This is a genomic window from Streptomyces sp. NPDC060194 (assembly GCF_042728285.1).
Classification (GTDB): Bacteria; Actinomycetota; Actinomycetes; order Streptomycetales; family Streptomycetaceae; genus Streptomyces.
In genome coordinates, this window is the sequence record NZ_JBHWZH010000007.1 from 46390 (window position 1) to 66990 (window position 20601).

Consider the following 20601-nt stretch of genomic DNA (forward strand, 5'->3'; position numbering starts at 1 on the left):
GGGGGGCCGGCGGCCACCTCCTCAGCCCGAGCCGCAACCGATCTCCCGCCCCGAGCTGCAAACCCGTCTCCCGACCCGAGCCGCAAGCCCTCTCCTGACCCAAGCCGCAACCCGGCTTCCGCTCCGAGCCGCAACCCATCTCCTGACCCGAGCCGCAAGCCATCCCCCGCCCCGAGCCGCAAAAAACCGCAACCCGGCGATGGGGTCTCCCCTGCTCGAGCGAAGCCGAGAGCTTGGGGAAGTTCGAGGCCACCGGGCGGAGCCCGGTACCCGCCGGCAGGCGGAACGGCGCCCGCCCGAGGGACTTGGGGAAGGGGCGGCCGGGGGGGCGACTCCCGCGAAGCGGGCCCACCGACCGCACCGCGACCACGACCCGCACCACCGCACCCGCACCACCGCCACGACAGGAGGCCCCCATGCCGACCCCACCCACCGGAATATGGCTGATCGGCGCCAGGGGCTCCGTCGCCACCACCACCGTCGCCGGCTCCGCGGCCATCGTCGCCGGCCTCGCCCCACCCACCGGCATGGCAACGGCCACCACCCCCTTCGCCGGGGCGAACCTCCCACCCCTCTCGTCCCTCGTCTTCGGCGGCCACGACGTGGCCAACTGCCCGCTGCCCAAGCGCGCGGAACAACTCGTCGCCTCCGGCGTACTCCCGCACGGCCTCCCCGCCGCCGTAGCGACCGAACTCGCCGCCGCCGACGCGGAGATCCGCCCCGGCGGCCCCGCCGCCGGCGACACCCGCACGGACGACGACCTGATCGCCGCGTTCGCCCAGGACATCACCGACTTCGTCGAACGCCGCGCCCTCGCCCGCTGCGTCGTCATCAACGTCGGCTCCACCGAACCCGCCCCCGCCCCCGACGCCCCCCGCCTCCCCACCAGCTCCCTCTACGCCGCCGCCGCCCTCCGCGCCGGCGCCGCCTACGCCAACTTCACCCCCTCCACGGGCCTCCACCACCCCGCCCTGGCCGGCCCGTACGCCGTCCCCGTCGCCGGCCGCGACGGCAAGACCGGCCAGACCCTCCTCCGTTCCGTCCTCGGCCCGATGTTCGCCCAGCGCGCCCTCACCGTCCGCGCCTGGTCCGGGACCAACCTCCTCGGCGGCGGCGACGGCGCCGCGCTCGCCGACCCCGCCGCGGCCGCCGCGAAGAACGCCGGCAAGGAACGCGTCCTCGCCGACACCCTCGGCACGGCCCCCGAGGGCGAGGTCCACATCGACGAGGTCCCCGCGATGGGGGACTGGAAGACCGCCTGGGACCACATCGCCTTCGACGGCTTCCTCGGCTCCCGCATGACCCTCCAGACCACCTGGCAGGGTTGCGACTCCGCCCTCGCCGCCCCGCTCGTCCTCGACCTCGCCCGCCTCCTCGCCCGCGCCCACGAGACCGGCCTCACCGGCCCGCTGCCCGCCCTCGGCTTCTACTTCAAGGACCCCGACGGCGGCCCCGCGGCCCTCGGCGAGCAGTACGCGGCCCTCGTCGCCTTCGCCGCGAGCCTCGGGGAGGCCCCCGCGTGAGCCTCCGCGCCTGGTTCGAACTCCTCCGCGTTCCGGCGATCCTGACGGTCCCCGGCGACGCGCTCGCCGGCGCGGCCTCCGTGGGCCTCCGTCCCGACCGCGGCACCTTCTGCGCCGCGGCCGCGTCCGTCTGCCTCTACGAGGCGGGCATGGCCCTCAACGACTGGGCCGACCGCGCCGAGGACGCGGTGGACCGCCCGCACCGCCCCCTCCCCTCGGGCCGCGTCCGCCCCACCTCCGCCCTGCTCGCGGCGGGCGCGCTCACGGCGGCCGGTATCGCCCTCGCCTCCCGGGCGGGCCGCCCGGCGGCGGTGACGGCGGGCGCGCTGGCGGCGACGGTGTGGGCTTACGACCTGGGGTTGAAGCGGACGGCATGGGGGCCGGCGGCGATGGGGGCGGCGCGGGGGCTGGACGTGGTGCTGGGCGCGGCGGCCACCGGCAGGGGCGTCCGTTCTCCGACGGCCCGCACGGCGGCGGTCGTCGCCGCCCACACCCTCGCGGTGACCGCGATCTCCCGCCACGAGACGACCGGCGGCTCCTCGCGAACCCCGCTCGCCGCCCTCGTGCTGGCGGGCGCGATCGCCGCCGTCACCGCGAGGCCCCCCGCGGCGCGTGAGACGACGACGGCCCTCTTCGGCCCGCCCCCCACGGCCCGCGGCACGACCGCGACCTCCTTCGTAAACCCCCTCCACGGAGCCGCCGCCACCGCCGCGCTGTACACCGCCACCGCCGCCCGCCCCTACCTCCACGCCGCCCTCCACCCCTCCCCCCACCTCACCCAGCAGGCCGTCAGCGGAGGCATCCGCGCCCTCATCCCCCTCCAGGCCGCCCTCACCGCCCGCTCCGGCCGCCCCCTGACCGCCGCCGCCCTCCTCACCCTCACCCCCGTCGCCCGCCGCCTGTTCCGAAAGGTGAGCGCCACATGACCTCCCCCCACCCCCTCCGCTACGCCTACGGCAGCAACGGCCTCACCGACCTGCGCCTCCCCGACGCCCTGTCCCTCCTCGCCGACCTCGGCTACGACGGCATCGGCCTCACCCTCGACCACATGCACCTCGACCCCCTCGCCCCCGACCTCCCCGCCCGCACGGCCGCCGTCGCCCGGCTCCTGCACGACCACGGCCTCACCGCCACCGTCGAGACCGGCGCCCGCTACGTCCTCGACCCCCGCCGCAAGCACGGTCCGACCCTCCTCGACGAGGACCCCGCCGCCCGCACCACCCGTATCGACCTGCTCCTGAAGGCCGTCCGCGTCGCCGCCGACCTCGGCGCCCACGCCCTGCACTGCTTCAGCGGCGTCACACCCGACGGCACGGACACCGACACGGCGTGGAAGCGCCTCGCCGAGTCCCTCACGCCCGTGGTCGAGGCCGCGCAGGCCACCCGCGTACCCCTCGCCGTCGAGCCCGAGCCCGGCCACCTCCTCGCCACCACCGCCGACTTCCACCACCTGCGCGCGCTGCTCGGCGACCCGCCCCCCGACGTCCTCGGCCTGACCCTGGACATCGGCCACCTGCAGTGCGTCGAGGAGCCCGCCCCCGCGGACCGGATCCGCGAGGCCGCCCCCTGGATCCGGCACGTGCAGATCGAGGACATGCGGCGCGGCGTCCACGAGCACCTGCCGTTCGGCGACGGCGAGATCGACTTCCCGCCCGTCCTCGACGCCCTCGCGGCCACCGGTTACCGGGGACTGACCACCGTCGAGCTGCCCCGCCACTCGCACGCGGGCCCCGAGCTGGCCCGCACGTCCATCGCCTTCCTGAAGGGAGCCCAGCCATGGTGAAGCAGCGCGCGGAGGTGGAGGCCGCCCTCGACGAGAAGGCCGTCTCCTGGCTGGACGCCGCGCTCACCGAGGCGTCCGTCGGCCTGCCCACCTGGCAGCTCTCCTTCGCGGCGGCCGGCCGCGCCACCGACCCCCGGCTCGAGGACGACGTCCGCGTCCTGATCCTCGCCGAGGCCCGCCCCGACCCCGCGACGCTCACCACCCTCTACCACCAGGGCACCCCCGCCGAGCGCCGCGCCGTCCTCACCGCGCTCCCCGCCCTCGTCACGACCGCCGACGCCGTCCCGCTCGTCGAGGACGCCCTGCGCACCAACGACACCACCCTCGTCGCCGCCGCCGTCGGCCCCTACGCCGCCGCCCACCTCGACCCGCACGCCTGGCGGCACGCCGTGCTGAAGTGCCTGTTCACCGGGGTCCGCCTCGCCGCCGTCGCCGACCTCGACCGACGCGCCGCCGGGGACGCCGAACTCGCGCGCATGCTCTCCGACTTCGCCGCCGAGCGCACCGCGGCCGGCCGCCCGGTGCCCGACGACCTGCCCCACGTCCTGGCCGTCAGCGGAGCCCCCGGCTCCGGAACCCGCGAGGAGACCGCTTCCTGATGCGCATCTTCGACCCCCACATCCACATGACCTCCCGCACCACCGACGACTACGAGGCGATGTACGCGGCCGGGGTGCGGGCCGTGGTGGAGCCCGCGTTCTGGCTCGGCCAGCCGCGCACCTCCCCGGCGAGCTTCCACGACTACTTCGACGCGATCCTCGGCTGGGAGCCGTTCCGCGCCGCCCAGTACGGCATCGCGCACCACTGCACCCTCGCCCTCAACCCCAAGGAGGCGAACGACCCCCGCTGCACCCCCGTCCTCGCCGACCTGCCCCGCTACCTCGTCAAGGACAACGTCGTCGCCGTCGGCGAGATCGGCTACGACTCCATGACCCCGGCCGAGGACCACGCGCTGGCCGCCCAGCTCCAGCTCGCCGCCGACCACGGCCTGCCCGCCCTCGTCCACACCCCCCACCGCGACAAGCTCGCCGGCCTGCGCCGCACCCTCGACGTGGTCCGGGAGTCCGCGCTGCCCGTCGACCGCGTCCTGGTCGACCACCTCAACGAGACGACCGTCGGCCCCGCGATCGACAGCGGGGCGTGGCTCGGGTTCTCCGTCTACCCCGACACCAAGATGGACGAGGACCGGATGGTCGCGATCCTCCTGGAGCACGGCCCGGAGCGCGTCCTCGTCAACTCGGCCGCCGACTGGGGGAAGAGCGACCCGCTGAAGACCCGCAAGGTCGGCGACGCGATGCTCAAGGCGGGCTTCACCGACGACGAGGTCGACCGGGTGCTGTGGCGCAACCCGGTGGAGTTCTACGGGCTCAGCGGCCGGCTCCGGCTCGATGTCGCGGCTTCGGACGCCCCCGCCCTCCACGAGGGCAACTCCATCCTCCGCGGCGGAGAGTGAGGCGAGGCCCCCATGCGCTTCCGCCACCCCGACGGGACCACCCTCCACCTCGCCTACTGCACCAACGTCCACCCCGCCGAGACCCTCGACGGCGTCCTCGCCCAGCTCCGCGACCACTGCGAGCCCGTCCGCCGCCGCCTCGGCCGCGACCGCCTCGGCATCGGCCTCTGGCTCGCCCGCGACGCGGCCCGGGCGCTGGTCACCGACCCCTCCGCCCTGCGCGGCCTGCGCACCGAGCTCGACCGGCGCGGCCTGGAGGTCGTCACCCTCAACGGCTTCCCGTACGAGGGCTTCGGCGCGGGCGAGGTCAAGTACCGCGTGTACAAGCCGGACTGGACCGACCCCGAGCGCCTGCGGCACACCACCGACCTCGCCCGGCTCCTCGCCGGACTGCTCCCCGACGACGTCACGGAGGGGACCATCTCCACCCTCCCGCTCGCCTGGCGCACCCCCTACGACGAGCGGTCCGCCGACCGCGCGCACACCGCCCTTCGCACCCTCGGCGAACGGCTCGACGCGCTCGCCGAACTGACCGGCCGGTCCATCCGGGTCGGCCTCGAACCCGAACCCGGCTGCACCGTCGAGACCACGGCCGACGCCCTCGGCCCGCTCGCGGCCGTCGGACACCCGCGGATCGGCCTCTGCGTCGACACCTGCCACCTCGCCACCTCCTTCGAGGACCCCGGCCCCGCACTCGCCGCCGTCGCCGCGGCCGGACTCACCGTCCCCAAGATCCAGCTGTCGGCCGCCCTGCACGCCGAGCACCCCCACCTGCCCGAGGTCCGCGAGGCGCTCGCCGCCTTCGACGAGCCCCGCTTCCTCCACCAGACCCGCACCCGCACGGCGGCCGGGCTGCGCGGCACCGACGACCTGGGCGAGGCGCTGACCCCCGACACGCTCCCCGACGCCACCCCCTGGCGCTCCCACTTCCACGTCCCCCTCCACGCACCCCCCGCCCCGCCGCTCACCTCCACGCTGCCCGTCCTGCGCGAGGTGCTGGCCCACCTGGTCGGCGGGCCGCACCCGGTCACCCGCCACCTGGAGGTCGAGACCTACACCTGGCAGGCCCTCCCCGCCGCCCTGCGCCCCCGCTCCCGGCCGCAGCTCGCCGACGGCATCGCCGCCGAACTCACCCTCGCCCGCGACCTGCTGACCGACCTCGGCCTGAAGGAGCTGCCATGAGCCCCACGGAAGCGACCACGGACCCGACCGCGGACCCGTTCGGGGACCCGCGCCCCGCCCCGCGTGCCCCCGCCCCGGGTGCCCCCACCCCCCTCCTCGTCCTCGACGTCGTCGGCCTCACCCCGCAGCTCCTCGCCCACATGCCGCACCTCACCGCGCTCGGCCGCACCGGCTCGCAGGCCGCCCTCGGCACCGTCCTGCCCGCCGTCACCTGCGCCGCCCAGTCCACCTTCCTCACCGGCGCCCTCCCCTCCGAGCACGGCATCGTCGGCAACGGCTGGTACTTCCGCGACCTCGGCGAGGTCCTGCTGTGGCGGCAGCACAACGGCCTCGTCGAGGGCGACAAGCTCTGGGACGCCGCCCGCCGCGCCCACCCCGCCTACACCGTCGCCAACATCTGCTGGTGGTACGCCATGGGCGCCGACACCGACTTCACCGTCACCCCGCGCCCCGTCTACTACGCCGACGGCCGCAAGGAACCCGACTGCTACACCCGGCCCCCCGCCCTCCACGACGAGCTCACCGACAAGCTCGGCACGTTCCCCCTCTTCCACTTCTGGGGCCCCGGCGCCGACCTCGTCTCCTCGCAGTGGATCATCGACGCCACCCGCCACCTCCTCGACACCCGCCGCCCCGACCTCGCCCTCACCTACCTCCCGCACCTCGACTACGACCTCCAGCGCTTCGGCCCCGACGACCCGCGCTCCCACCGGGCCGCCGCCGACCTCGACGCGGCCCTCGCCCCGCTCCTCGCCGACGCCGCCCGCGAGGGCCGGACCGTCGTCGCCCTCTCCGAGTACGGCATCACCCGCGTGGACCGCCCCGTCGACATCAACCGGGCGCTGCGCCGGGCCGGCCTCGTCGAGGTCCACACCCAGGACGGCATGGAGTACCTCGACCCCATGACCTCCCGCGCCTTCGCCGTCGCCGACCACCAGCTCGCCCACGTCTACGTCCGCCGGCCCGAGGACCTCGATCTCGTCCGCGAGGTGCTCGACGGCCTCGACGGCGTCGGCGAGATCCTCGGCGACGAGGGCAAGAAGGCCCACGGCCTGGACCACCCCCGCTCCGGCGAGCTGGTCGCCGTCGCCGCCCCGGACGCGTGGTTCACGTACTACTACTGGCTCGACGACGAACGGGCGCCCGACTTCGCCCGGCTCGTCGAGATCCACCGCAAGCCCGGCTACGACCCCGTCGAGCTGTTCATGGACCCCCGCGACCCGTACGTGAAGGTCAAGGCGGCGAAGGCGCTGGCCCGCAAGAAGCTCGGCATGCGCTACCGGATGGCCGTCGTACCGCTCGACCCGTCGCCTATTCGGGGGAGCCACGGCCGGCTGCCCGAGCGCGACGAAGACGGTCCGCTCATCCTCTGCTCCACCCCCCGTGCCGTCGAGGGCCGCGTCGCGGCCACCGATGTGAAAGCCCTGCTCCTGAGCCTCGCGGGCCTTTCCGCGAGCCCTTGAGAGGGACTGGTTCCACTGAACCACGTGCCACTGACAATCCGCCCGTGACCAGGAAAGCCACCGTTCAGCACTGCCATCCGATCCAGGGAGAAAGCACCGCATGAGCCGCGCCCCGCACGATCCCGAACTCGCCGCCCGACTGAGCCGCCGCAACGTCCTGGGGGTCGCCGCCGGCGCCACCGCGGCCGCCATGCTCTCCATGGGCACCGCCGCCGCGGACAGCGGCCGCGGGCGGGGGAGGACCCAGCCCGTCCTGCCGCCCGGCCGCCTCGGGATCCAGCTCTACAGCCTCCGCGACAAGGTCTCCACGCTCGGCTTCGCGAAGGTCTTCGCCGAGCTCCGGCACTACGGCTACGACGAGATCGAGCTCGCCGGCTACACCCAGGGCTCGGCCGGCCCCATCACCCTCGCGCAGATCAGGCAGCTCGCGAAGGACAACGGCCTCACCCCGATCGGCAGCCACGTCAACTACGCCGACGACAGCAACCCCAACGCTTACAGCTTCGCCCAGAACCTCACCAAGGTCCTCGACGACGCCGAGGCCCTCGGCCTCCCGCACATCGGCACCGCGTCGGGCCCCTGGCGCTACGGCTCCACCGTCGACGGCTGGAAGCGCGCCGCCGAGGACTTCAACACCTACGGCGCGGCCGCCAAGGCGCGCGGCATGAAGTTCTACCAGCACAACCACGCCGAGGAGTTCTCCTTCGCCACCGACAAGCCGAAGGTCCGCCTCTACGACGTGCTGCTCGCCGAGACCGACCCCGACCTCGTCTACCTGGAGATGGACATCTACTGGGCCTACTGCGGCCAGTTCCGCTTCGGCAAGCGCGTCGACGGCACCCCCGCCCCCTTCGACCCGCTGCGCTACGTCCTCAAGCAGCCGAAGCGCTACCCGCTCTTCCACGTCAAGGACGGCGTCCGCGACGAGACCACCCGCGACGGCTACCGCATGAGCGACGTCGGCGACGGCGACATCGACTACAAGCGCTTCCTCTCCAAGGTCACCTCCGCCACCCGCGGCGGCCGCCGCTACCACCACTGGCAGGCCGAGCACGACAACCCCGGCGACTCCTTCTCCTTCGCCCGCCGCTCCAGCGCGCACCTGCACTCCCTGCGCGAACGCTGCGGCGACTGACCCTGCCGTTCCGGCCCGGGGGCCCCTCCGCGGGGCCCCCACCCCCCTGACCACCGAAAACACAGGTGAACCCCACCCCAAACCCCTGGTAGAGTTGTCTCTGTCGCCGCGGGGAACACCCCGCCCGACACACACCCTGTCCGGGTGGCGGAATGGCAGACGCGCTAGCTTGAGGTGCTAGTGCCCTTTATCGGGCGTGGGGGTTCAAGTCCCCCCTCGGACACCAGCCGAATTCCCCGCGATCCTCCACGGATCGCGGGGATTCGTCATTTCCGGTAGTACGGGTTCATGGAGACAGGACTGTTCATCGGCGTCGATCTGGCCTGGGCGCAGCAGGGCGGGACCAAGCCGAACGAGACGGGGGTCGCCGCGATCGACCGGACGGGGACGGTGATCGACTGCGGTTGGACGTTCGGGACCGAGGAGACGCTGGAGTGGATCCTCCGCACGGCCGGCGGCAGACCGGGCCTCGCCTTCGTCGATGCCCCGCTGGTCGTCGACAACCCCACTGGTCAGCGCCTCTGCGAGCGCGAGGTGGGGCAGCGGTACGGCCGCTGGAAGGTCAGCGCGAACAGCACCAACCAGGGGTCTCCGCGATTGGCCGGGCTGGATCTGCGCAAGAGGCTGGAGGCGGCCGGCTGGACTTACGACGACGGCCGGGACGGGCCCCCGTCGGATGGCCGGTTCTTCTCCGAGTGCTATCCGTACACCACCTTGGTCGGCGCGGCGGAGCTCGGCTACGACCAGGAGCGGCCGAGGTACAAGCGGCCGCTCAGGGGTGTACCCGCCGCGGTGTGGCAGGAGGCGCGGGCGCGGGAGTGCGACGGCCTGATCGCGCGCCTGCACGGCCTTGCCACGGCCCGCCCGCCCCTTCTGCTCGACTCACACGAGGACTCCGGACGGCTCCTCGCCGAGCCCTCACCCCGGAAGTCGGTCGACTACAAGCACCGCGAGGACCTCATCGACGCCCTCCTCTGCGCCTGGACCGCCTCCCTCTGGGCCCACCACGGCCTCGCCCGCTGCCAGGTCCTCGGCGCGACCACCCCCCACCCACCCGGCCACGCCCCCACGATCATCGCCCGGCCCGCCCGGAGCAGCGGCGGGACCGGAGCGAGGACCCGGCCGCGGTGCGTGAGGACTGAGCGCCCCGCGCCGTCCCGCCCCCCACCTCCGAACTGAACTGCGGGGTGCGCTGGCCGCGTTGGACGGGTAGCCGATCGCCGGGCCAGCGGCGTATCCGCTGCCCGAGGAGGTGGACCGTGACCGGGGGATCCCGCTCGACGCCGCGAGCCCGCGGGCGCAGCACCTGTCGTAGCCGCCGCGGCAGTCGGCCGACGGTCCGTCAGGTCTCGTCGAGCGCCTTACGGAAGGAGCCCCCGCGGCGCAGCGCGCGTTCGATGGACTCCAGGGAGCGGCCTCGGGTCTCCGGCACCTTCGCGGCGACGAACGCGATGCAGGTGACGTTCATCAGGGCGTAGAAGAGGAAGGTGCCGGACTGGCCCACGGCCTTGATCGCCGTCAGCGCGCTGAGCGCGATGAGGAGGTCGAAGCCCCAGAGGGTGACGGTGGCGAGACCGGTCGCGGGGCCGCGGACGCCGAGGGGCAGGATCTCGGGTCCGATGAGCCAGACGACGGCCTGCATCCCGATGCCGTTGCAGAGGATGTACGCGAACAGCGCGACGATCACCGTCCAGCGCTGGGCGGGGGAGTCGACCGGGCCGACGAAGGCGAGGGCCAGCACCGCCATGGCGACGGCGGAGCCGGGCAGGAACCAGAGCATCGTGCGCCGGCGGCCCACCCGGTCCACCGCGACCGCCCCGGTGACGCCCGCGATCACGAGCATCACGCCGATGCCGATCCCCGTCAGCAGGGCCGCCGAGTCCCCGAAGCCGGCGTCGACGAGGATGGTCGGCGCGTAGTACACGATCGCGTTGATGCCCGTGAGCTGGGAGAACGCGGCGATGCCGACCGCGACGAGCAGGGCGGGCCGCACCCACCGCTGCCGCAGGTCCCGCAGACTTCCCGACGCCCCTCCGCCGGCGGCGTCGGCGATCTCCGCAAGCTCCCGCTCGACGTCGTGCCCGGCCGGCCGCAACCGGGTCAGGACGGCCCGCGCGTCGCCGCTCCGACCGTTCCCGACGAGCCAGCGCGGGCTCTCGGGCAGGAACAGCATCCCGACGCCCAGCGCCACGGCGGGGATCACCGCCAGGGCGAACATCGTGCGCCAGCCGCCGCTGTCCGCCAGCGCCCAGCCGCACAGGTACGCGACGAGCTGGCCGATGGCCACCATCAGCTGGAACAGCACCATCAACCGGCCGCGGACGTGGGCCGGGGCGAGTTCGGCGATGTAGACCGGGACCATGCCGGACGCCCCGCCGACCGCCAGGCCGAGGACGAAGCGCGCGGCGATGAGCGTCCCCACTCCCGCTGCCACGGCCGCGGCCGCCGCACCGGCGGCGAAGACGACCGCGACGCCGATGACCACAGCGCGGCGCCCGTACCGCGCGGCCAGCCGTCCCGAGACCAGCGCCCCCGCCATCGCGCCCAGCAGGATGACGCTGACGACGATCTCCTGGCCGCGCGAGGTCAGGTGCAGGTCGTCGCGCAGGTGCAGCAGGGCGCCGGAGATGATCCCCGTGTCGTAGCCGAACAGCAGGCCGCCGAGGGCGGAGACGGCCGAGACGGCGTAGACCGCGGCGGGGGTGGGCGGGGGAGCCTGGGACGGCGGGCGGGCCGCGGGTTCGGCCGCGGCGGGCGCGGGGTCGGGGGTGTCCCCCGGGCGGGCGCGCTGGGCGGTCCGCTCAGGCATCGCCCATGACCAGACCCTCGATGGTGTGCTTCTGGGTGATCGGCGTCAGCTCGTCGACGACGGGGCAGGCCAGGTGCCGGCGCACCCGCTCGGGCAGCGTCTCCCAGAAGGCGCGGGTCACGGCGGCGTCGTGCCGCTCGGCGTTGTCGGCCTCCGGGCCGTCGACGCCGAGGACCAGCACCGGACGGGACTTCGCCGACTCGTTCCTCGTGCCGCGGTGGATCGTCAGCGCCGTGCGGGCGGAGATGTCGCCGCGCCGCGGGAACTTGCGTACGGCGCGCTGCTCGTAGCGCGGGTAGTGCGAGCGCGGCGGGAACATGCCGTGGTCGAACTCCGGGCCGTCGTCCCACTGGGTGCCGGGGGCGATCTCGAACGGGCCCATGTCCGGCTCGGTGTCGACGCAGGTGACGTTGAAGGCGAGCGAGGTCAGCCGCCGCTCGGCGCGGGTCTCCTCGGGCATGGGGAAGTCCCGGTGCCACGGCTGGTTGACCGCGCCCTCGAGCGGGACGTCGAAACCCAGCTCGACGATGCGGTAGTCCGGGCCGAGCACCGCGGTGCAGAGGGAGCGCACCCAGGGGTGGTCGACCAGGTCGACGAAGCCGCGGATCTGCTCGGGGTGGATCTCGACGTAGTACCGGTGGGGGCCGCGCCCGACGGCGCCGCCGGGGCGGGACCGGGCCTCCTCGAAGGCGGTCTCGACGTCCTCGCGGAGCCGGTCCACCCAGTCGGGGGCGAAGGCGCCCTTCCGGGCCGTGACGCCGTCCGTGTACAGGGCCTCGACGTTTCCGGCCACGTCGGGGTCGGGAGTGGGGGCGGCGTCCTCGGACCGTGCGGGTCGCGTGCTCATGCGTGCCTCCTTGCAGCAGAACTGTGAGACTCATATTGCGACGTTGATTGCAACGTGGCAATAGGGTTCGGTGAATTTTCCGAGCACGCTGCACCGGCATGCCAGGATGGCTTCGTGACCAGCAGCCTCAAGGACGTAGCCGCCCTCGCCGGGGTCTCGCCCCGCACCGTGTCGAACGTGGTCAGCGGATCCGCGCGGGTCGCGGCGGAGACCCGGCAGCGGGTGCAGGCGGCCATCGACGAGCTCGGCTACCGGCCCAACCTGGCCGCGCGCAGCCTGCGGGCCGGGCGCACCGGCATCATCGGCCTGGCCGTCCCCGAGCTGCACTCGCCCTACTTCGCGGAGCTCGCCGGCCTGCTGGTCGACGAGGCCCGGCACCGGTCCTGGACGGTGATCATCGACCAGACGCTGGGCGACGCGGAGGCCGAACGCCGGCTCCTGACCGGCCACGGCGGGCGCGTCATGGACGGGCTGATCATCAGCCCGTGGGCGCTGGCCCCCGCGCAACTGACGTCCGGCGCGCCGTCGTTGCCCATCGTCCTCCTCGGCGAACGCAGCCCGCAGGGTCTCGCCGACCGGGTCGCCGTCGACAACGTCGCCGCCGCCGACGAGGCGACCACCCACCTGCTGTCCCTGGGCCGCCGCAGCATCGCCGCCGTCGGCCTCCAGCCCCACCTGCGCAACGGCACCGCCGACCAGCGTGCCGCGGGCTACCGGCGCGCCCTGCGCCGGGCGGGCATCGCGCCCCGCACCGAACGGGAACGCCAGGTCGACGCCCTGCACCGCGCGGACGGCGCCCGCGCCATGGCCGCGCTGCTCGACTCGGGTGCGCCGCCGGACGCGGTCTTCGCCTTCAGCGACGAACTCGCCCTCGGAGTGCTGCACGCGGCGCACGAACGGGGCGTGCGCGTCCCCGACGACCTCGCCGTCGTCGGCTTCGACGACATCGAGGACGGTCGCTACGGCCGCCCCACGCTCACCACCGTGTCCCCCGACAAGGCCCAGATCGCCCGCGTCGCCCTCCAGTGCCTCGCCGACCGCATCTACAGCCCCGACAACGCGGTCCCCCCGGCCGACCTCACCATCCCCCACCGCCTCGTGGTGCGGGGCAGCACGGTCCGCGGGAGTGCCGACACCGAGCCTTCCTCGCAGCCTCGGTCGACAGGCTGACCGCCCACTCGCTATACGTTCTGCCCGACCAGATCGGCCGCTGCATATGCACCCCGCTCGATGCCTGCCACGAGCCCCCGGTAGTAGCCAGAACTCGCCGTTCTGTCCACTGGGCTGATAGCTGACGGAGCTCGCCTTCAGAGGTCGATCAGGTCCCGTTCTGTGATAATGGGACGGTATCGTCGCGACCTCTCGACGGAGCGCCCGTGGCCATCGAATCGACAACTTTCCGCAAGAATCTCGCTCTGCTCCTCCGAGCTAGATTCCCGTTGCTCTACGTCGAGTCCTTCGAAGAGAGTCGGGTGCTCGGTGAGATCAACGCGGTGGCGTCGGACCAGGCCCTGATGCGCACGGTGCGACCGGTCCACGTATGGAGCGCGACCCGCGGTTTCGTCGGGCCCGACGGGGAGTCGGTGCCGAAGACCACCGAGCCGCGTCAAGCTGTCCAATGGGTTCTGCGGCAAGAACCCGCTGGTCTGTACGTCATGCTCGATTTGCACGCGCATTTCGGAACTGACCGGCGGCCTGCGGACCCGCAGCTGGTTCGACTGCTCCGCGACGTCGTCTCGGCCTTTCAGAGCTGCGCATCGGCCAAGGCGTTGATCCTGGTCTCGCCGCTGCTGCAGCTGCCTGCCGAGCTCGAGAAAGATGTCACCCTCGTCGACTTCCCCCTCCCCGCCGAGGGCGAGATCCGTTCGGTCCTCGAAGACATGATCACGAGCAACAGCGGTGGACGCATTCGGATCGAGGTGGACTCGGTCGGTCGAGAGCGGTTGGCGAAGGCCGCGCTCGGTCTCACTCTCAACGAGGCCACGAACGCGTACGCCCGAGCCATGGTCAAGAACGGTGTCTTGTCGAACGAAGACGTACGTGTGGTGATGGAGGAGAAGAAACAGACCGTGCGTAAGGGCGGGCTGCTGGAGTTCATCGACATCGACCTCGACCTCGAGGACGTCGGCGGTCTGCAGAACCTCAAGCGATGGCTCCGCAAGAGGAACAACTCATGGCTCGACGAGGCGGCTCGGTACGGACTGCCGGCCCCCAAAGGAATCCTGATGACGGGCATCCCGGGGTGCGGGAAATCCCTGACCGCCAAGGCCGTCGCCGCGGCTTGGGAGTTGTCGTTGCTCAAGCTGGACATCGGAAAGATCTTCTCCGGTCTGGTGGGTTCCAGTGAGCAGAACATGCGCTCGGCGATCCGCACCGCGGAGGCCGCCGCTCCCTGCATCCTGTGGCTCGACGAGATCGAAAAAGGGTTCTCCGGGGTCGCAGGAACCGGCGACTCCGGCACGTCGAGCCGTGTGTTCGGGTCCTTTCTGACCTGGATGCAGGAGAAGACCGCGCCCGTCTTCGTCATCGCCACCGCCAACAAGGTCGACCACCTTCCGCCGGAGTTCCTGCGCAAGGGGAGGTTCGACGAGATCTTCTTCGTCGACCTGCCGACTGATCAGGAGCGACGTGACATCTGGTCCCTGCATCTGGCCAAGCGCTCCCGCAACAGCGTGGGAGGAATTCCGGGTCCCTCGCACGAACTGCTCGACAGGCTCGTGGCAGCGACCGAAGGGTATTCCGGCGCGGAGATCGAGCAGATAGTCATCGCCTCGCTTTTCGACGCCTTTGCCGAGCGACGCAGACTTGCCGAGGACGACCTGCTCCGGGCGGTGAGCAACATGGTTCCGCTCAGCGTGACCCAGGCCGAGCAAATCGTCGCCGTACGTGGCTGGGCCGCGACGCGAGCCGTTGCCGCCACCGCGGCCGAGGACCGCGCCGGCTACGACACGACAAGTCGGCCAGGGTCTCGCCCTCCCACGAACGCGGCCTCCGATGCAGTAGATCCGCCCGCCCGAGGCGGAAGGACGGTGGACTTCTGATGAGCGTGACCTTCGTTCTGGTACCCCTCGCCTTGGCTGCGGTGAGTGCCTTGCAGGCGGGGCGCAAGGAGGTCGACCGACAGGGGAGGACCGTGCACCACGTGCAGACCCGGATGCGTGACGAGTCGCTCGTGGCTCGCGCTCTGCAGGACACGGATGCACAGGTCTCGCTCTCTGCCGACATGATCCGGGCGGACTGGCAGGAGGTTCGCGGGCAGTTCCGACGCGACACGCACGGCGTGTGGCAGGCGGAGTTCACGGGGGAGATCAACGAGGTGGAGGCCGGCCGGATCATCTCCGCGGTCGACCGTGCTTACGGGATCCACGTCCAGCAGACCGTACTCGCTCGGTTGCGGGAGCGGGCCCCGACCGCGGGAATGACCGTGGAGTCCGAGACCGTCGAGGCCGACGAGAGCGTCACCGTGGTTCTGGCCGTCGAACGCGGAGGCTGACATGAGCCCCGAGCGAATCGTCGTGCGCATCTCGTCCGACGGATCGGTACAGGCCGAGACGGAGGGCATGAAGGGCAGCGCTTGCCTCAACAGCATCGAGTTGCTTGAGGATCTGTTGGAGGCCCGGACGGCCGACAGCGCGTTCACGCCCGAGTACGACGAGGAAGTGGCGCTCACCGCGGATACGTTCGAGACCGAGGGAGAGGCTGATGAGCTCCGGTACCGATGATCCGGCGACGCGTCTGGCGGACCGACGATGGCGGTTGCAACACAGTGCGTGGCTCCTGGCGGTGATTCTCGGGTTCGGCTTCCTGAGTTTCGTCGGGTTCGTCTACGTGGGCCTGCGCGTACGGTCGCGGAGGTTCTGGATTGCCATGACTGTGGCTTGTGTGACGTCGGCCCTGTGCTGGGTCGTAACCGCGTCCAGCGAGTCCTCGGAGTCCGGTGAGCAGGCGAGCGGCGCCGGCGCTGGTGTGACGTTGGCTGTATGGGTTGCCCAGATCGCCTTCGGTGTGATCATCAACCGGGAGTACCTTCGTTGGCGATCGGGCCAGAGCGGCGCCAATGCCTGGTACAACCAGGTGAACGCCGACGCGACGGACCGCCCGGCCCACCGTCCCAGTGGGGTGAGCGGCGCGCTCGCCCCTGCCCCGCTCGCAGCTCCATCGCGTCCCGCCCTGCCGTCCGTGAACAGCGCGGACCGGACCGCACTCGTCTCGGTTCTCGGCGCGGATGATCTCGCGGATCGTATCGTCGCTGCTCGACAGGTACACGGAGCGTTCCACGACCTCGACCAACTCGCGGCCGCCGCTCATCTGAGGCCGCACGAGATGGTTGCGGTACGGGGGCGGGTCTCGTTCAACACGGCGGCTCCGGCCGAGGACCATTCGATTCAGGCTCCGCGAGCAGAGGCAGAGCCGCGCGACGGCGAGAAGCGAAACAATGGCCGCATTCTCGATTTCTGACGGAGGAATACTTTCTTCCGCACTTCGTATCGGGGCCGTCACCGCATGCACGTCGGCGGAGGGACCGGGCAGACGATTCGCCGTGTGGACGCAGGGTTGTTCGCTTCGCTGCCCCGGTTGCTTCAACCCACACCTCTGGGGCGCGCGCGGAGGTCAGCGCAGGGTCGCCGCCGACCTCGCGAGTGAGGCGCTGCGAGAGGCCCGAGAGCGGCGGATCGAGGGCGTCACCCTGCTGGGCGGCGAGCCGTTCGAGCAGGCCGACGCGTGCGCCGCCTTCGCCGCAGAGGTGCGCGCGGCCGGTCTCTCGGTCATGGTGTTCACCGGATACGACCTAGAGTTCTTGGAGGGCGCTGGGCGGCCGTCCGGCGCGGCGGAGTTGCTCGCCCGCACCGACCTCCTTGTCGACGGTCGCTACTGTGCCGACCTGCCCGATCGCCGTCGGCCTTGGGTCGGGTCCACGAACCAGCGCTTCCACTTCCTGACGCGTCGGTATGCCTACCTGGAAGCCGCACTCACCACCTTGCCGGACCGCGTCGAGGTGCGTGTGTCCCCTTCCGGAGACGTGGTCGTCAACGGATGGGCCGGCGAGGACCAGCTCGACGAACTGCTGTCCGGCATACCACCGTCCCCCGGCACGGGACGCAGTCGGTAGTGCCGCGATCCCTCCGGGGTCCACGGGCTGACGGCGTGAAGTCGTCGCTTCCTCACCAGTCGGTGCTCTCCCGTATCACCGCGGGTTCCGAGCGGTGGTCGGCGAGGCGGGCCCAGGTGAGGGTGATGCGGACGACGGCGATGGCGGGGTCGGTGAGGGAGGCGGCGAAGTGGGGGAAGGCGGTGCGGTAGGCGGTGGTGCAGCGGGTGAGGTCGTGGTGCGCGGGGAGGTCGGCGAGGCCTTCGGCCTGGAGGGTCACGCCGTCGGGGCCGCCGATGACGAGGGACACCCGGGGGTCCGTGCGCAGGTTGGTGACCTTGCGGGAGGTTCGGCGGGCGTCGAGGACGAGTTCGTGCAACTCGGTTGTCGCGAGGGTGAGATAGGCGGACTGCGGGGCGCCGTCGGGGCCGATGGTGGACAGGACGCCGTCGCCGTGGCGGCGGACGAACGCGGTGACCGTGTCGCGGTCGAGGGGCGGGGGAGTGGTGTGTGCCATGCGCGCACGCTACGGGGGCGGGTGGGGGCGGCGCTCGGGAGGTCGCGCGCTTGATCTCAAGTGCGGTTCAGGTTCTACGGTCTTCCCGTGGCCCGCGTGATCGTGCGGGTGGCGGGGGCGACGTACCGGGGGGATGTCCCATGACGACGGCCGAGCAGTTCACCGATGCCCAACTCGCCGGGCAGCCCGCGGCGTACTGGACGGGAGTGGCGTACGAAGCCCTCATCGCGTTCACGCGGGCACGGCAGGCGGCGAAGGGGTACACCCAGCCGCAGTTCTGGCTGCTGCGGAACCTGTCGGTCCACGACATCGCGCCCCACGACGAGGGGATGACGCTTCCCTCGCTGCGGGCGGCCAGGGCGTCCTACCTCCGGCCCGAGGACGACCTCGCGGCGGAAGCCGCCGTGCTCGTCGAGCGCGGCTGGCTCTCCCGCGACGCGGACCGTTTGCGGATCACCGAGGCGGGGGAGCGGGCGCGGGGCGAACTGGCGCGCAACGCGCCGGAGATCCGCGCGGTGCTTCACGAGGGGATCGATGACGCGGACTACGTCGTCGCGCTGCGGGTGCTGCGGCGGTTGATCCGCAACGCGGGTGGGGCGGTCGGTTGAGCCGTCGGGGTCAGAACTGTTGTTGCTCGACGCCTGGGGGGAGGAGGCAGGGTGTGTAGACGGCGAAGGAGATGAGGTCGTCGGAGATGCTGTCGACGGAGACGTGGTGGTGGTCGGTGGGGTGGGTAGCGCCGAGGCCACTGCGGACCTCCAGACCGTCCTCTGTATAGGGCTCGTCGACTGCTCGGTAGGCGTCGATGTGCAACCCCTGCTCCTCCAGCTTCGCACGGAGTTTTCGGATGGCGTCGGCGTGCTGCCCCTTCGGCAGTCGAGCCTGGATGCCATGGTCGATGAAGAAGCGTCCGTCTGCTGGCAGCTCGCCTCCTTTCCCGATGCAGCGTCTGGCGTCAAGCATGGTGCGGGCGGGGACGATGGTCGCTCCCGCAGTCCTGGCCATGGACGCGGACCAGTGCCGTGCCCAGGCTTCCGCCTTCTGCTTCGTCATGCGGGGGAGCGGTGTGTTGATCTCGTCGTCAGACATGCATCCTCCAAGAAGTACGGCTGCAAGTACGCAGCTGGCCAAGGCCCGGATTTGATCGGTTCTCATGGACGGCCGTCTCCCTTCAGCGGCTTTTGCCCTGTGATGATCAGTCCCTGGTTGTCGAGGCTCTGGCTGCCCTCGGCCCAGTAACCGCTGTGGCCACTCGTGTCGACATATATGCGGCGCGCGCCGAAGTCAGGGTGTTTGGGGTCCTCGCCGAGGGTCTTTCCGCTGAGGTGGTTGGAAACGAAGTCATCCGGCGCAGCCCCCACCCAGACCCGCGCCTCCGGGGTGCGCAACTGCTCGGCCTTGTCGACGCTGAGGCCGGGGCTGCCCAAGGCGATGACGTCGTCGGCTCCGAGACCGCCACCACCTCTGTCGGCACGGCCGACCATGGTGGAGCCGTAGCTGTGGCCGAGCACGGTCAGATGAGGGTCCCCGTCGTGGTTCGCCACCCGCACCCCCGCGGTGAAGTCGCGCAACCTCTCCGCCGAGTCGTGGGCCCGACCCTGTGTGATCACGCCTCCGTCCAGCAAGTTCCTGCCCCCCTGGAATTCGGGAGCGTCGTAGCCGAGCCACGCGATCACGGACACGTCGTGATGCGGGCCTGAGTATCGTTTGAGTGCCGCGGCCTGGAGCACCTCCGCGCGCTCGATCTGCCCGCCGAAGTTGTCCAGTCGGTTGTCCGTGCCCGGCACGCTGACGGCGACGTGCCGCGCTCCGTCCGGGTTTCCCACGGAGACGACCGCGCGACCGTCGCCCCCCGTGTCGAACGCGATCAGGTGCAGGCGCTGATGGGCCACGTTCGTGTCACCGTGATCGAGGCGGCGCTTGAGGTCGGCCAGGGTGGCGTAGACGGGCAGTCCTTGGGTGCCGACCGATGCGTAGCGCTCCGTCTCGGCGAGCAGGAGGCGTTCGAGCGCGGCGCGGTTCGCCTCGTCACGCACGTCCGCCGGTAGTCCGTCGAGCGCTCCGACGCGCTCAGGCCAGGCGGCGAGGTAGAGGAGCCGGTCCTCGACGCTCAGCTGCGCCCACCAGGACGCGGCCTGCCGCGGATCCGTCCCGTCGGGGATGTCGCTTACGGACACCCCGCGGTAGTCGGCGATGAGGAGGGCGTCCTCACGCGCCTGATCCGCACCGTAGCGCTTGTCGAGCGCGAAGGGGTCGAGCCCCTGGAGGAGACGGGCGGCCTCCTGGGACGCCTCCAGGGCCTCCGCGAGAGCCGCGCGGATGCGTGAGGGGAAGTCACCGGCGTGTGGCGCGGCCCCGCGTGCGAGGTTCTGTTCGGGGACGAATCCGCCGGGGTCGCGGCTTGTGACGCGCCCGTCGTCGGAGACGGTGAAGCCGGCGTCCTCCGCGTCGGACACCACGGCGCGCAGAGTGCGCTGCGCGGCGCGCAGGCGCGCGGCGGCGCCGTCCACGACGCTGGCAATCAGGCCCGCGTTCATCTGCGCGGTGAGGAACTGGGACTCCGACGCTTCCAACGCGGCGAGCCCGGCGGTTGCGGCGACTCCGGTCCACCCCGCGCGGTGGAGCGGCCCGGAAACGGAGTTCCCGGTGTCGCGCCGGGCGGTGGCGAGAGCGGAGGCCAGTGCCCGCCATGACGAGGCGGAGGCCTCCAGGTCACCGAAGTCCTGGCGGTAGAGCTCGGCGAACGACGGCACCCGTCACCAGTCCCGGAAGCAGTCGCGGATCTCCCACTCCGTGACCT

Annotated in this window: 21 protein-coding genes and 1 tRNA gene; 17 read left to right on the plus strand and 5 right to left on the minus strand. The window is 72.1% G+C overall.

Features of this window, described 5'->3' with window-relative positions:
- Positions 1-416 precede the first annotated feature (416 nt).
- The 10 genes from ACFWEG_RS02815 (at position 417) to ACFWEG_RS02860 (ending at position 9718) form a co-directional block, all read left to right on the plus strand.
- Positions 417-1523, plus strand: coding sequence for an inositol-3-phosphate synthase (locus ACFWEG_RS02815; protein WP_387208444.1), 1107 nt, complete (start codon positions 417-419; stop codon positions 1521-1523).
- Positions 1520-2449 (plus strand): SCO3242 family prenyltransferase, encoded by a 930-nt coding sequence (locus ACFWEG_RS02820; RefSeq protein WP_387208446.1) that lies wholly within the window; start codon positions 1520-1522, stop codon positions 2447-2449. Before ACFWEG_RS02815 ends, ACFWEG_RS02820 begins: the two co-directional genes overlap by 4 nt.
- Positions 2446-3306, plus strand: coding sequence for a sugar phosphate isomerase/epimerase family protein (locus ACFWEG_RS02825; RefSeq protein WP_387208448.1), 861 nt, complete (start codon positions 2446-2448; stop codon positions 3304-3306). Before ACFWEG_RS02820 ends, ACFWEG_RS02825 begins: the two co-directional genes overlap by 4 nt.
- A complete protein-coding gene (locus ACFWEG_RS02830) occupies positions 3300-3905 on the plus strand; it encodes an EboA domain-containing protein (RefSeq protein WP_387208450.1) in 606 nt (201 codons plus the stop codon). Before ACFWEG_RS02825 ends, ACFWEG_RS02830 begins: the two co-directional genes overlap by 7 nt.
- Positions 3905-4759, plus strand: a complete 855-nt coding sequence (locus ACFWEG_RS02835; RefSeq protein ID WP_387208452.1) for a TatD family hydrolase — start codon at positions 3905-3907, stop codon at positions 4757-4759. The genes ACFWEG_RS02830 and ACFWEG_RS02835 overlap by 1 nt, the downstream gene beginning before the upstream one ends.
- Before the next feature lie 12 nt (positions 4760-4771).
- Complete coding sequence (gene eboE, locus ACFWEG_RS02840) at positions 4772-5941, plus strand: metabolite traffic protein EboE (RefSeq protein ID WP_387208454.1); 1170 nt, start codon at positions 4772-4774, stop codon at positions 5939-5941.
- Complete coding sequence (locus ACFWEG_RS02845) at positions 5938-7404, plus strand: alkaline phosphatase family protein (protein WP_387208456.1); 1467 nt, start codon at positions 5938-5940, stop codon at positions 7402-7404. The genes eboE and ACFWEG_RS02845 overlap by 4 nt, the downstream gene beginning before the upstream one ends.
- 100 nt (positions 7405-7504) lie before the next feature.
- A complete protein-coding gene (locus ACFWEG_RS02850; RefSeq protein ID WP_387208458.1) occupies positions 7505-8539 on the plus strand; it encodes a sugar phosphate isomerase/epimerase family protein in 1035 nt (344 codons plus the stop codon).
- Positions 8540-8677: 138 nt separating this feature from the next.
- Positions 8678-8765 (plus strand) — tRNA-Leu (locus ACFWEG_RS02855).
- A 62-nt stretch (positions 8766-8827) separates the two neighbouring features.
- Positions 8828-9718 (plus strand): DUF429 domain-containing protein, encoded by an 891-nt coding sequence (locus tag ACFWEG_RS02860; protein WP_387208460.1) that lies wholly within the window; start codon positions 8828-8830, stop codon positions 9716-9718.
- A 163-nt stretch (positions 9719-9881) separates the two neighbouring features.
- Here the strand turns inward: ACFWEG_RS02860 and ACFWEG_RS02865 are convergent, their stop codons facing one another.
- On the minus strand, positions 9882-11348 hold the full coding sequence (locus tag ACFWEG_RS02865; protein ID WP_387208462.1) for a sugar porter family MFS transporter: 1467 nt from the start codon (positions 11346-11348) through the stop codon (positions 9882-9884).
- Positions 11341-12195, minus strand: a complete 855-nt coding sequence (locus ACFWEG_RS02870; protein ID WP_387208464.1) for a phytanoyl-CoA dioxygenase family protein — start codon at positions 12193-12195, stop codon at positions 11341-11343. Before ACFWEG_RS02870 ends, ACFWEG_RS02865 begins: the two co-directional genes overlap by 8 nt.
- Before the next feature lie 114 nt (positions 12196-12309).
- Here ACFWEG_RS02870 and ACFWEG_RS02875 point away from each other — a divergent pair, with 114 nt between their 5' ends.
- The 6 genes from ACFWEG_RS02875 to ACFWEG_RS02900 all read left to right on the plus strand — a co-directional run bounded on the left by ACFWEG_RS02875 (position 12310) and on the right by ACFWEG_RS02900 (position 17305).
- The gene (locus ACFWEG_RS02875) at positions 12310-13365 is read left to right on the plus strand and encodes a LacI family DNA-binding transcriptional regulator (protein ID WP_387208466.1); all 1056 of its coding nucleotides are present in this window, start codon (positions 12310-12312) and stop codon (positions 13363-13365) included.
- 206 nt (positions 13366-13571) lie between these two features.
- Positions 13572-15236, plus strand: coding sequence for an AAA family ATPase (locus ACFWEG_RS02880; protein ID WP_387208467.1), 1665 nt, complete (start codon positions 13572-13574; stop codon positions 15234-15236).
- On the plus strand, positions 15236-15688 hold the full coding sequence (locus tag ACFWEG_RS02885; protein ID WP_387208469.1) for a hypothetical protein: 453 nt from the start codon (positions 15236-15238) through the stop codon (positions 15686-15688). The genes ACFWEG_RS02880 and ACFWEG_RS02885 overlap by 1 nt, the downstream gene beginning before the upstream one ends.
- A gap of 1 nt (position 15689) precedes the next feature.
- Positions 15690-15917, plus strand: a complete 228-nt coding sequence (locus ACFWEG_RS02890) for a DUF2997 domain-containing protein (protein WP_387208471.1) — start codon at positions 15690-15692, stop codon at positions 15915-15917.
- Positions 15898-16653 carry a helix-hairpin-helix domain-containing protein gene (locus tag ACFWEG_RS02895; protein ID WP_387208473.1) on the plus strand — a complete coding sequence of 252 codons (756 nt, stop codon included), beginning with the start codon at positions 15898-15900 and terminating at the stop codon, positions 16651-16653. Before ACFWEG_RS02890 ends, ACFWEG_RS02895 begins: the two co-directional genes overlap by 20 nt.
- Positions 16631-17305: a 4Fe-4S single cluster domain-containing protein gene (locus ACFWEG_RS02900; RefSeq protein ID WP_387208475.1), complete on the plus strand. Its 675-nt coding sequence runs from the start codon at positions 16631-16633 to the stop codon at positions 17303-17305. The genes ACFWEG_RS02895 and ACFWEG_RS02900 overlap by 23 nt, the downstream gene beginning before the upstream one ends.
- 52 nt (positions 17306-17357) lie before the next feature.
- Here ACFWEG_RS02900 and ACFWEG_RS02905 read toward each other — a convergent pair whose 3' ends face one another.
- On the minus strand, positions 17358-17801 hold the full coding sequence (locus ACFWEG_RS02905; RefSeq protein ID WP_387208477.1) for a pyridoxamine 5'-phosphate oxidase family protein: 444 nt from the start codon (positions 17799-17801) through the stop codon (positions 17358-17360).
- Between the two features lie 140 nt (positions 17802-17941).
- On the opposite strand from ACFWEG_RS02905, the gene ACFWEG_RS02910 reads away from it, so the two are divergent.
- Positions 17942-18409 carry a MarR family transcriptional regulator gene (locus tag ACFWEG_RS02910; protein WP_387208479.1) on the plus strand — a complete coding sequence of 156 codons (468 nt, stop codon included), beginning with the start codon at positions 17942-17944 and terminating at the stop codon, positions 18407-18409.
- Positions 18410-18419: 10 nt separating this feature from the next.
- Here the strand turns inward: ACFWEG_RS02910 and ACFWEG_RS02915 are convergent, their stop codons facing one another.
- Positions 18420-18890 (minus strand): hypothetical protein, encoded by a 471-nt coding sequence (locus tag ACFWEG_RS02915; RefSeq protein ID WP_387208482.1) that lies wholly within the window; start codon positions 18888-18890, stop codon positions 18420-18422.
- Between the two features lie 62 nt (positions 18891-18952).
- On the minus strand, positions 18953-20554 hold the full coding sequence (locus ACFWEG_RS02920) for an alpha/beta hydrolase (protein WP_387208484.1): 1602 nt from the start codon (positions 20552-20554) through the stop codon (positions 18953-18955).
- Positions 20555-20601: the final 47 nt, after the last annotated feature.